At 42.3% G+C, this 12453-nt stretch carries 11 protein-coding genes; 3 read left to right on the forward strand and 8 right to left on the reverse strand.

The annotated features are described in order from the left end of the window. Positions 1 to 72: 72 nt before the first annotated feature. Together LH29_RS03105 and LH29_RS23595 are read right to left on the reverse strand one after the other, a co-directional pair. The gene (locus LH29_RS03105; RefSeq protein WP_232302813.1) at positions 73 to 1014 is read right to left on the reverse strand and encodes a LysR substrate-binding domain-containing protein; all 942 of its coding nucleotides are present in this window, start codon (positions 1012 to 1014) and stop codon (positions 73 to 75) included. Between the two features lie 116 nt (positions 1015 to 1130). Beyond that, positions 1131 to 1646: a TrmH family RNA methyltransferase gene (locus LH29_RS23595; protein WP_198152334.1), complete on the reverse strand. Its 516-nt coding sequence runs from the start codon at positions 1644 to 1646 to the stop codon at positions 1131 to 1133. Between the two features lie 95 nt (positions 1647 to 1741). Between LH29_RS23595 and LH29_RS03115 the strand changes: the two genes are divergently transcribed. The 3 genes from LH29_RS03115 to LH29_RS03125 all read left to right on the forward strand — a co-directional run bounded on the left by LH29_RS03115 (position 1742) and on the right by LH29_RS03125 (position 4498). After that, positions 1742 to 2536: a hypothetical protein gene (locus LH29_RS03115; RefSeq protein WP_157493547.1), complete on the forward strand. Its 795-nt coding sequence runs from the start codon at positions 1742 to 1744 to the stop codon at positions 2534 to 2536. Between the two features lie 84 nt (positions 2537 to 2620). Beyond that, positions 2621 to 3841, forward strand: coding sequence for a glycoside hydrolase family protein (locus tag LH29_RS03120; protein WP_045026063.1), 1221 nt, complete (start codon positions 2621 to 2623; stop codon positions 3839 to 3841). Positions 3842 to 3925: 84 nt separating this feature from the next. After that, positions 3926 to 4498, forward strand: a complete 573-nt coding sequence (locus LH29_RS03125) for a PepSY domain-containing protein (RefSeq protein WP_045026064.1) — start codon at positions 3926 to 3928, stop codon at positions 4496 to 4498. Between the two features lie 35 nt (positions 4499 to 4533). On the opposite strand, the gene LH29_RS03130 is transcribed toward LH29_RS03125, so the two are convergent. From LH29_RS03130 to priA, 6 genes are all read right to left on the reverse strand, one after another. After that, positions 4534 to 6123, reverse strand: coding sequence for a lytic transglycosylase domain-containing protein (locus LH29_RS03130; protein ID WP_052670570.1), 1590 nt, complete (start codon positions 6121 to 6123; stop codon positions 4534 to 4536). 1 nt (position 6124) lies between these two features. After that, a complete protein-coding gene (locus tag LH29_RS03135; RefSeq protein WP_045028583.1) occupies positions 6125 to 6766 on the reverse strand; it encodes a DUF5683 domain-containing protein in 642 nt (213 codons plus the stop codon). A gap of 58 nt (positions 6767 to 6824) precedes the next feature. Beyond that, positions 6825 to 7691: a ParB/RepB/Spo0J family partition protein gene (locus LH29_RS03140; RefSeq protein ID WP_232302814.1), complete on the reverse strand. Its 867-nt coding sequence runs from the start codon at positions 7689 to 7691 to the stop codon at positions 6825 to 6827. 16 nt (positions 7692 to 7707) lie between these two features. Next, complete coding sequence (locus LH29_RS03145) at positions 7708 to 8508, reverse strand: ParA family protein (RefSeq protein ID WP_045026065.1); 801 nt, start codon at positions 8506 to 8508, stop codon at positions 7708 to 7710. Positions 8509 to 8631: 123 nt separating this feature from the next. Beyond that, positions 8632 to 9627 (reverse strand): bifunctional heptose 7-phosphate kinase/heptose 1-phosphate adenyltransferase, encoded by a 996-nt coding sequence (locus tag LH29_RS03150; protein ID WP_045026066.1) that lies wholly within the window; start codon positions 9625 to 9627, stop codon positions 8632 to 8634. Between the two features lie 312 nt (positions 9628 to 9939). Then, positions 9940 to 12411, reverse strand: a complete 2472-nt coding sequence (priA, locus tag LH29_RS03155) for a replication restart helicase PriA (protein ID WP_045026067.1) — start codon at positions 12409 to 12411, stop codon at positions 9940 to 9942. Positions 12412 to 12453 lie beyond the last annotated feature (42 nt).

Below are 12453 nucleotides of genomic sequence, written 5' to 3' on the forward strand. Positions count from 1 at the left end.
TCGAAGGGGAAAAGAAGGGGATGAAAAAATAGCCATTTCTAATCCGTATTCTTCGGTTTAATTAATTTTACGCTAGCGCCATTCTACAATCGTTCCGCGGTTTTCATCCTGCAATTCTTTTGGAACCGAGTCTTTAATTTCGCGCCAAAGCAGGTTAATTAATTTGTGTTTTGCATAGTGCCGCGAGTACACCAGGCTAACTTCACGCAAGGGTTTTATGCTGGTGAAATTCTCCACGTTGTAAGCTCTTTTTTGCGACATGGTAGCTTTTGCCAACTCTGGAATAAGTGTTATTCCACCTTCACGGTCAACAATGTTCATCAATGTCTCCAACGAGCCGGCTTCAAAATGGAATGGCAACTGGCTATCGGTTGTTCCCAGGTACGAACACAGGTTAATTACCTGGTCGCGGAAACAGTGCCCGTCGCTCAGCAGCCATATTTCGGGTGTTGCAATATCTTCAACCGTAATTTCTTTTTGCTTGTGCAATTTGTGTCCGCTATTGGCATAAATCAGCATTTCCTCGTAAAACAGTGGTTTCTCCAATATTTTTTCTTCATGCAGCGGAGTTACCAGAATACCAACGTCGATAAGGTCTTTGTGCAAAAGATTGATAATATTTTCGGTGGTTGCTTCCACCACCTTTATAAAAATATTCGGGTATTTCTTTTTGTAGTTTCCAACAAAAATAGGAAGTAAGTAGGGCGCCAGCGTTGGAATAATGCCAATGCGCAACATGCCTGAAACCTGGTTTTTATGGTCTTTTACAATATTGTTTATTTCTTCGGCCTGTTTTAAAACCACCCGCGCCTGTTCAATTATTCGAACACCAACATCGGTTGGGATAAGCGGTTGTTTACTCCTGTCGAAAATGATGATTTCGAGGTCTTCTTCCAGCTTTTTAATTTGCATGGAAAGTGTTGGCTGAGTTATAAAACAAGCCTCAGCAGCTTTGCCAAAATGACGATGAGTGTCAACGGCAGTAATGTACTCTAATTGGGTTAGGGTAATCATGGCGTAAGTCGATTTTTGATTTAAAGATAGAAAAAATCTATTATTCCGAGCACGAAGCCGGGTTTATTTTAATATTGTAAAATGATAACGGTTTGACTGGCAATGGAATCACTGTTTTAAACTCGGGTCTGCTGGCGGTACCACTCGAATGCCGCAACCGACAATGCATTGGAAATATTTAACGATTTGCAGCCTCCGGGCATGGGAATATAAACACTTTTATTAGCCATTTTAATAATATTTTCCGGAAGGCCGTGCGATTCGCTTCCGGCAAGCAATATGGTTTTCTGTGGTAGATTTTCGCGGTAAATATTTGTGGCTCCGTCGCAGGTTTCAACAATGGTAAGCTGAAAACCGGAACCCAGCAGTTCAATAAAATCGTTTTCCGAAATAAAACGCCAATTCATCTGGTCGTACGAAAATCCGGCCGTCTTTTTAATTTTCGATTCACGATGATTTTCCGATTCGCGAACAAACAAAGCTTCAGTGGCTCCCAGGTTATGAGCCAGCCGAATGATTTTGCCGATATTCTCAGAATTCGACAGGTGCCAGGCCGCAATTATTATGGCGCTGGTATCAGGGAATTTTTCGTTGTCTTTGGTATTAAAAAACTCTACAGAATTGGTGTTCATGATAATAAACCGGCTTTTCTTCGTTACTGTAAATAGTATTAAAATACTACTTTTGTACAAATGGTGAATTGCCAAAAATAAACAATAATATACGAATGAAGATTTCTGTTCAATACCTGTTGCTTTTAGTGCTAATAATTTTTGTTTCATGCGGCCCGTCGGATGAAGATAAGGCGCGTGTAAAGATCGATCTGGCTAAAAACCTGCTGGCTAAAAACGATACGGCTGAAGCGATTCGTCAGTTAGACAGTATTCCAAAACTTTACCCCGAAGCAATGTATTCGGCCAATGCGGCAAAAAATCTGTTACAGGAAGTTCGTTTTGAGGTGATGCAGCGGAAGGAGGCTGAACTTGATTCGTTAGAAGTTCAGGTTGCAGAGCTGGAAAAATCGTTTGTAAAAGAAAAGACTGAATTCGACCGGTATACTCAATATACACACAAACGCCAGACTTTTACCCGGGCGTGGGACCGTTCGTATATTCAGGTGCATTTGGATGAGCGCGGCGAATTGTATTTAAGCAGTAATTACCACGGAGAAAACTGGTTGAATCACACCGGGCTTCGGGTGTACGACAGTGGAGACGATGCTAAAACCGAAGAGATTCCGATTGGTTCGGTTGATAACCACCGCAGCGATTTTATGGAAGCGAAATGGGAAAAGGTATCGTACCGAAACGGTAAAGACAATGGCGTAATTGAGTTTATTGCCAATCATGTCGACCGCAACCTTAAAGCTGTTTTTCTGGGTAAAGAGTACTATTATATTATTCTGGAAACCTACGACAAAGAAGCTGTTCGCGATGCACTGGCTTTATCGAAAGCCATAAAAAAACGCAATAAACTGGAGCAGGAGATAAAAGCGCTGGGGCAGAAGATTAATATTCAATAGCTTCACAGGAATAATTGTAAGTGTTTATATGAGTTTTTTTGTATAAACCATGCGCGTTATTTTTCAACCAATAAATCGAATAAAATGCAAAAGAACGTATTGTACATTTTTATCGGGTTTATTTTTCTCCTTGCCATTTCAGGATGTAACAATAAAAGCTCTGAAAAATTAAGTATTGAGGCATTGCCGATTGATGCTGTGGTTAATGGAAATATTCTTACCGGGCCTTCAGTGCTTAACGATCCCGATCGTTTTGTTTGGGGTGGTAGCGTATTAAAAGGCGACGACGGCAAATACCACATGATTTACAATGTTTTTGAATGTGGCGACTCATTGCCGGCATTTACCGATGGTTGGGTGCTGCATTCGAAACTGGCTTATGCCGTTTCTGATTATCCCGACCGTGATTTTAAGTTAAAAAAAATAGTATTGCGCGGGCAGGCGCTCAATGGCGACAGCACAGCCTGGGACGCTCAAATGGTGTCGAATCCGCACCTCAAAAAATTCAAAGGGAAATATTACCTGTATTATATTGGCTCGAAAGATCCGGGGGTGCAGCCCGTAGGTTCGCCCGGCGAAAAGCTGAGTAAACGCAACCGTGTTCAGCAAAACCAAAAAATTGCAGTAATTGAATTTGATAGTTTCGAGGATCTGATGGAAGGTAATTTTAGCCGCCCCGACGAGCCATTGTTGTCGCCCCGAACCCGGGTAAAACCGGATAATATTGTTAATCCGTCGCCGGAAGGAACGCAACCAAAACCCGACAATATTATTGTGGTGAATCCGGCAGTGACTTACCGCCCGGCTGATGGAAAATACCTGCTGTACTTTAAAGGAAACCTTTACGATCCGAACTGGCGCGGCGTGCATGGTGTGGCACTTTCCGACTCTCCAACAGGGCCGTTTACGCCACTTGATGATATTATTTTTGATTTCAGAACTGAGGATGGGAAAATCGCATCGGCCGAAGACCCGTATGTTTGGTACCACAAAACGCAGCAGAAATTTTATGCAGTGTTCAAGGATTTTTCGGGCAAAATAACCGGAGCAGATCCGGGTTTGGCAATTCTTGAATCAATCGACGGAATAAAATGGACAAAACCTGCCGATCCGTTTTTTATGAAAAAACAAGTGGTGCTGCAATCGGGCGACACTATAAAGGTCGATCGTTTGGAGCGTCCACAAATGTTAATTGACGAAGAAGGAAATCCACAGGTTCTCTACGCAGCTTGTTCCATCATCAATATCAACCCGACAAAGAAAGGTGAGTCGTTTAATGTGCAAATCCCACTTCAGGTAAAATAAGGCGAAATTCTGTTATTTTTGGCTCCAAAATTATAGCCGGAAAACCAAAAAGAGTTACGGCCAACTAACCATTTGTTTATTCGTATGAGCCAAAATCCCAGCAGAGCAAAACAAGCAAAACTGATTCGGAATTTCAGAAAGATACACCGGATTACAGGCCTTGTATTATTTGTATTTTTTTTATTCGTTGCCATTTCCGGAATTTTATTGACGTGGAAAAAGAACAGTGGCGGTCTTATTCTGCCCAAATCGCAAAAGGGAACTTCAACCGAGTTGAGCGAATGGCTGCCCCTGGAACGACTGCAAAGTATTGCGCTTCAGGTTTACCGTGACTCTATTTCTGCTGAAACCGTACCCGAGTTGGATAAAATTGATGTTCGGCAAAAGAAGGGGATGGTAAAATTTGTGTTTAACGAAGGCTACTGGGGTATTCAGTTAGACGGTGCAACGGGGGCGGTTTTACAAATTGAACGCCGCTGGTCGGATTTAATTGAAAATATACACGATGGCTCGGTGCTCGATCACTGGTTCAGGACCGATGGCGGGCTAAAACTTTTTTATTCCAGCATTACCGGTTTGGCGTTATTGTTGTTTAGTGTAACCGGATTTTGGTTGTGGTACGGGCCAAAACGTATGCGGAAGAAGTTGGCACGCTGATGACACAGATTTTTGGGATATTCGCCGATTTTGAATTACCCTTTACGTTTGATCTTTAATTTCTGCCCAATATACAATCCGCGGTCGTTTTTCAGCTCATTTAACCGCATAATCTCATCAGCCGAAATTCCTGCATATTTCTGGGCAATGTCCCATAAGGTATCGCCTTTACGCACGGTGTAATATTCAAAATTCGGATCAAGAGGTTTTGTTGTACGCGTTGTGTTTGGTGTTGACGATTTCCCGATCGAAGCCTGTTTTTCAGCAAAACTCATACTGGCAACCTGCTCGTATTTTTCCTTGTCTTTTTCAGGAACGTAAATGGCCAGTTTCTGGCCCACACGAATGATATCGCGGTTAATGTTGTTCCAATACCGTAAATCGGAAGTACGCACATGAAACCACGACGATATAAATCCAACATTGTCGCCTGCTTTAACGGTGTAAACCACCTTTGCTTTCCCTTTAATGTCAACAGGCGTAAAGTAACTGCTGTTGCTGCTTGTTGGGTCCATTAAGGTATTGTTGGGGAAGTATTTGTTGCGTTCGAAAGCAAAAATTGCAGTATCCTGATCAACAAAATCAAGGATCACATCATTGGGCAGCACCAAAGGATAAGGTTTGTTTGCTTTGGCCGGAATCACATCGCGGCGATACATTGGGTTAAGCGCGCGCAGTTGTTCCTTTTCGATATGCAGTTTTGCACTTACCTGGTCAAAGTGCAGGTAGTCGTTCACCATTACGGTATCAACCGACAGTTCGATCTCCGGGAAACGTGGTACTAAGTTGTGCTCCTTGTAATATTCGAAAGTATAAGTTGCCGCAATAAATGCCGGTACGTAACCTCTGGTTTCGCGTGGCAACCGATAATAGATTTCCCAGTAATTTCTTTTTCCTCCCGAGCGGCGGATGGCACGGTTTACGTTTCCGGGGCCACAGTTATAGGCTGCAATGGCTAAATGCCAGTCGCCATATATATCATGAAGTTTTGTAAGATAACGGGCAGCGGCATCGGTGGCTTTTATCGGGTCGCGGCGCTCGTCAACAAACGAGGTAATTTCCAGTTTCATGTTGCGGGCAGTGCCGTACATAAATTGCCACAGTCCGTTTGCGCCAACCCGCGAGCGTGCCGTTGGATTTAGTGCCGACTCAATAATAGCCAGGTATTTAATTTCCAGCGGCATATCGTATTTGTCCAGCGTTTCCTCAAAAATAGGGAAGTAATAGGCCGATAAACCAAGCATCACTTCAACCAGGTCGCGACGTTTTTCGGTGTACATCTTTATGTAGTTATTTACCACCGAATTGTAAGAAAGATCAACAACCTGTTCAATTTCTTTAAAACGGTTGATGTAAACCGAGTCGGGCAGGTTTTTTGGGTAATCGAGTGTTCTTACTTCCGAATTGTCGAAATGAAAACGGTTCTGAATATCCCACGAGCTCATCATGCTGTCCATCTGATCCGAGAAAATAGGATTCAGCATGTCATCAACATCCAATGCGTTAAAACCGGTAGTGTCTGCTTCCAGTTGCAGGTCATCTAAAGTATGTGCGGTGTCAGCTTCCTGCGCCAAGGCGTTGGTAAAAAGTAGTAGCGAAAATATATAAATGATAATGTGTTTCATCTTAAAAAGTAAAAGTACAACTTACACCATAAACGTATTGAAAATCCTGGTATTGCATTGTAGGCTGCCAGTTAAATGTAAGGTCTTCGCTGATATCAAAATCGTACAGGTGCGCATCTACGCTGGCATCGATAATGTTCAGTCCGTAAAATCCAATAATACTGATAATTAGCAAATCGCGATTACGCCGGTAATAACTTCGTTGTTTGTCGAGCCCGGTTTTAAAATTGTTGTAATACGTAGGATTATTTAAATCGTAATACTGCGTGGCTTCCAAATCCATATATGAATTTGTTGGATCCTCTGGTCCGTATGGTCCGGGGCCGTCGGTTAAATCTGCATAGGCCTGACGCATAATTTTATAGTTGTCGTTGTTCCAGTGAATAAAATAACCGATGGTTCCAAAACCGGCATAAATCAACGGAATCTTCCAGTATTTTTTGTTGTAGGCCTGTCCAAGTCCCGGTAAAAAAGTTGAATAAAGGGTAGCTTTTTTAGGCGAATGTTCAACCTTCGTGGTTACTTCATTTGCCTGTGCAATAAAAGCAGAATCCTGCGCAGTGGTTTGCCCCAGCAAATTAAAACTGAAAAACAATGGCAGGCTAAAAAGCAATATTTTTGAAAAAAAACCGCGTTTAATCACACTAATAATTTTGCGCAAAAATAGAAAATACCCTTAGTAATTGTGTGATTCTTAAGGTTTATTTTTGATTTTCAAATATTTTAACAATTCTTTCCAGATCAGCTTCCGAGGTAAAAGGAATGGTAATCTTTCCTTTTCCTTTGTCGTTCATCGAAAAATCGATACGTCGGCTGAAAATCTTGTCAAGCTGCGTTTTTATTAGCTTAAACTCTTTTGGGAACTTAGGTTTTTTAGTCTCGATTGTTTTTTCTTCGCCTGAATTTAAATCGCGAACAACCTCTTCCACTTTCCGAACCGAAAGCCCGTGTTTTATAATCTGTTCGAAGATCATGATCTGCGTATCGGCATCATCAATGTTAATGATGGCACGTGCATGACCCATCGATATTTCTTTGTCGATCAATCCCTTTTGTACAATGGCCGGAAGTTTTAACAAACGCAGGTAGTTGGCAATTGTAGAGCGTTTTTTACCTACACGGCCACTCAGTTCTTCCTGCGTGTATTCCAACTCGTCCATCAGGCGTTGGTAGCTTAGCGCAATCTCAATGGAGTCGAGGTCTTCGCGCTGAATGTTTTCAACCAGCGCCATTTCCAGCATACCATCGTCTTTGGCTTTGCGCACATAAGCCGGTATTTTATTCAGTCCTGCCAGTTGCGATGCTCTGAAACGACGCTCTCCGGCAATGATCTGGTATTTGTTGTCGCCAACTTTTCGTAAGGTAATGGGCTGTATCAATCCAATTTCTTTGATCGAAGCTGAAAGCTCTGCCAGTGCCTCTTCGTCAAATTTTGTGCGGGGTTGAAAAGGATTTGCTTCAATCTTGCTTAATTCAATTTCATCCAGTCCGGCGCCTTGCTGCATTTTCTCAGCATCGTCGATCAATGCGCCTAATCCTCTTCCAAGTGCATTCCTTTTTGCCATCATACTTACTTAAGAATGTTTAATTTATAACAACATTGTCTTTCGACATTTTAGTCATGGCATTGCGCTGTAATATTTCGCGCGCCAGGTTCATGTGGTTAATTGCTCCTTTTGAGCTTGCATCGTAAAGTACCACAGGTTTTCCGTAGCTGGGTGCTTCACTTAATTTTACGTTACGCTGAATTACAGTGTCGAATACCATTTCCTGGAAGTGGTGTTTTACTTCTTCCAAAACCTGGTTCGACAGGTTTAAACGGCCGTCGTACATGGTAAGCAGGAATCCTTCGATTTCCAGTTCCGGGTTCAAACGGTTCTGAATAATCTTAATTGTATTCAGCAGTTTTCCAAGTCCTTCCAGTGCAAAATATTCGCACTGAACGGGAATGATAACAGAATCAGACGCGGTAAGGGCATTTACCGTAATTAATCCCAATGATGGTGAGCAGTCGATAAAAATAAAATCGTACTTGTCTTTTATCGTTTCCAATGCTGATTTTAACACTTTCTCGCGGTTTGGCAGGTTTAGCATCTCAATTTCAGCACCAACCAAATCAATGTGAGACGGAATTAAATCCAGGTTATCGATACCTGTGTGTAAAACCGCTTTTTCGGCTTCGATTTCATTTACAATACATTCGTAAATACTCGATTGTACATTCCTCAGGTCGAATCCTAAACCCGACGTGGCATTTGCCTGCGGGTCGGCGTCAATAATCAGAACCTTCTGTTCAAGTACTGCCAGACTTGCAGCCAGATTAATTGTTGTGGTTGTTTTACCAACTCCTCCCTTCTGGTTTGCTAACGAAATTATTTTTCCCATTTATAGCGTCTTTTTTATTCTTGAGCGGTTTCAAAGTTAACAATTTACCATTAACCAAAGTGAAATTTTAGGGGTAGCCCGGGGGATAATTTGGTAAGCGCTTGGATTTGAACAGAAAAGCGCTCAAATTTTTTGAGATTTCATCTCTTTTTTTAGCTGTGTTTGATCAACCGGAACGACCCCGACTTTCTCGCAAACCAATCCGCCTGCCAGGTTCGACAGCAGTGCGATTATTTTTGGCGGAAGGCCTGCTGCCATTGCCAGACTGGCCACTGCGATTACCGTATCGCCGGCACCTGAAACATCAGCAATATCGCGAATGGCAACCGGGTAATATTGTTCTTCTTCACCATTGATGATAAAAACTCCCAGTTCTGAAAGTGTTATGAGTATCAACTTTAACTGGTGCTCTGCTTTAAAGGTTTCAGCTGCCTTTTTCAGGTTTTCGAGGTCGCCTTTTTTTAGCGGGAACCTTGTACCTTCAACAAACTCTTTAAAGTTGGGCTTAAAAAGCGATACATTTTTATAGTTGCTAAAGTTTCGTTTCTTTGGATCAACAGAAGTCGGGATGCCTTTTTCCTGCGCCAGTTCGTTAATGGTTTTGAATAAATTTGGCGTAACCACACCTTTGTCGTAATCAACAAAAACGATCACATCAACCTGATGTGTTTCCATTTCTGTTTTTATGGCATCGATCAATTTGTTTTCCATTTCTTCCGAAATGTAATCAATTGATTCTTCGTCGATTCGAACGATTTGTTTGCCGGAACTAATTACCCGGTTTTTTACCGTTGTATTTCGCGACGGATCGATAAATATCCCCTCGGAAGAGACTTTGCGTTTGTCTAAAAGATTTAGGAATTCTTTACCGTTGTCGTCGTCGCCAACCACCGCAAAAAGTTTTGGAGTAGCTCCCAGTTCCTGAATATTCCGGGATACGTTTGCCGCGCCGCCAAGACGGTTTTCGCGTGTTGTAACGGATACAATCGGTACCGGAGCTTCAGGAGATAAGCGGTCAACTTTTCCCCAAAGATAGGTGTCAACCATAGCGTCGCCAATTACAATGGCGCGTATTTTTGAAAACCGGTTGAATATTTCGTCTACTTCTGCTTTATTCACACAACGATGTTATGAGCACAAAATTAAGAAAAAACAACGGTAGGCAAATGTAAAAACCAGAAACTTATTCTGTTTTTATAAAATTGTTGAGCGTAAAATGTTTTGTGGGAGAGTTTGATACTGGATACTTGATGCTGGTTACTGGATTTTGGATGCTAGATCATTGATACAGGAGACTAGAAGTTATTAAAATGTTGAATATCCAATTTTCAATGTAGAATTTCCAAAGCAGAACTTGTTGGATATTGAATATTGATCATTCAATATTGGTTATTTATTCTTGATACTTGATGCTGGATCATCCTGTGTTTGTTATGCAGGATCAACATCAATATTAAAAACGCAGCTGCTGTTTGATGGAAGATGCCTGACTGCTTTTACGGCAGCGGTGATTTCTTTTTTTACCAGATCGAGGTTAAGTTTTCGATCAATTTTTATCCAGATCTCTTTGTGGTGCCACAGTTGTATACGGCTAATCAGTGGATATTCCGGCCCCATAACAATTAGCTGTTTATGTTTTTTTAGTTCTTGTGCCAGTTGGTTGGCAGCCCTGTCGACGCTTTGAACATTTTTGTGTTTCACCACAATTTTCACCAGGCGGTAAAAAGGCGGATATTTAAACAGCTGACGTTCTTCAAACTGTTCTTTTAGCGTGGCCTGGTAGTTTTGTTCGCGAATCAATCCAATAAGCGGATGATCGGGTTGCGAGGTCTGAATCACTACTTTTCCCTGTTTGTGTTTTCGTCCGGCGCGGCCGGCTACCTGCGAAATAAGCTGGTAAGCACGCTCGTGTGCCCTGAAATCGGGGAAGTTGATCAGGTTATCGGCATTTAAAATTCCCACTACACTTACATGTTCAAAATCCAGTCCTTTGGTTACCATTTGAGTCCCGATCAGGATATCCGTTTTTCGGTCCTCCAGGTTTTTAACGATTTTGGCAAATGCATTTTTCGATTGCGTGGTGTCCAAATCCATGCGCGCAATCCGAGCATTTCGGAACAAGGGTTTCAGCTCGTCCTCAATTTTCTCGGTACCGTAACCCCGGGTTTTTAATTCGGGCGAACCGCAATTATCGCATTTATCAGGCAATTGGTAACTAAAACCACAGTAATGGCAACTTAACCTCCGCTTGTATTTATGATAGGTGAGACTTACGTCGCAATTGCGGCATTTGGGAATATCGCCACAGGAGAAACATTCAACGTACGGCGAATAACCCCGCCGGTTTTGGAAAAGGATGATCTGTTCGTTTTTCTCCAGCGCAGTTTCCATCATTTCAAACAGCTCGGGCGTTAAAAACGAACGCATTTGTTTGCGTTTATAAGCACGTTTTATGTCGGCAACAAGAATCTCAGGAAGTTCCATTTCCGAGTGGCGCTTCATCAGATTTACCAGTCCGTATTTGTTCTTTAGTGCGTTGTAATACGATTCGAACGAAGGAGTTGCCGAACCCAGCAAAACTTTTGCATCGTTTTGGTAACCCAGAACTACGGCCATATCGCGGGCGTTGTAGCGTGGTGCCGGATCGAATTGTTTGAACGAATTTTCGTGTTCCTCGTCAACAATTACAATTCCCAGTTTCGAGAAGGGTAAAAACACCGCCGAACGTGCACCTAAAACCACCTGATAACCTTCTTTAGGATTGTCGTTGAATTGCAATACTTTCTCCCAAATCTCAACACGTTCCTGGCTGTTTAGTTTCGAGTGGTAAATGCCTACTTTGTTGCCAAAAACATTTTTTAAGCGTTTTACAATTTGCGTGGTAAGCGCTATTTCCGGAACAAGGTACAATGCCTGCCTTCCGGTTTTTATCATCTCATCGATAAGATGAATGTAAATCTCTGTTTTGCCGCTGGCCGTAATTCCGTGAATCAGCGTAACCTGCTGCGTTTCGAAAGTGGTTTTAATCTCCTCGTAAGCTTTTGCCTGGTATTTGTTTAGCAGATTAATGCTTACCTGTTCTATTTTTTCTTCCTCCAACCTCGAAACCTGTTTCTGGCGCTCAGTAAGTATTTTCTTTTTTACCAGCTCCTTTACAAGGTTAGGAGAAAAAGCAGTACCAACCAGCAACTCCTTTTTTGGAATTTCATTAATCTGATCGTCAGAAAAAGCATTGGTAAGCGAGCAAAAATGAAAAAGTAATTCCTGTTGTTTTTTTGCACGCTTCAACGAGTCGGACTTTTCCTGAAGCACTTTTTCGGAAGAAATGCTGCTGTGCAGTTTTATAAAAGCCTCGGTTTTGGGTTTGTATTTGCTGCTGATCTTTTCTTCGGCATAAACCACTTTTTTATCCATCAGCGAGCGCAATGCCTGGAACGAAAATTCAGTTCCCAGCTTGTGCTCGATATCCGAAAGTTGCGAAACATCTTCCTGCAGTTGCCGAATGATGAGCTCTTCCTTCGGACTCAGTTGTACCGGTTCGTCAACCCCGGTTAAAAAAAGTTTCGATTTGCTTTCGAGTTTTAACCCCGTTGGCAGCGCTGCCCGAAACACATCGCCCAGCGTACAGCAATAATACTGCGCGAGCCATTGCCACAGTTTAAAATTTACCGGAAAAATTATGGGATGGTCATCAAGGATTTCCTGAACTTCCTTTATTTCCATATCATCCGGCTTTTTATCCGAAAGCGAGATGACCAGAGCCGCATACAATTTCCTTTTGCCAAACTGCACAATTACCCGTTTCCCCGGAGCAATTTCGTTCTCCAGCGATGCAGGTACCTTGTAGGTAAAGCTATCGTGCAACGACAGGGGTAATATTACTTGTGCAAAAAGTTCAGGCATAAAAAATATTTGCCTAAAAGTACGGGATTTTATGGAATGCGC

This window comes from Draconibacterium sediminis (assembly GCF_000949475.1).
Lineage (GTDB): Bacteria > Bacteroidota > Bacteroidia > Bacteroidales > Prolixibacteraceae > Draconibacterium > Draconibacterium sediminis.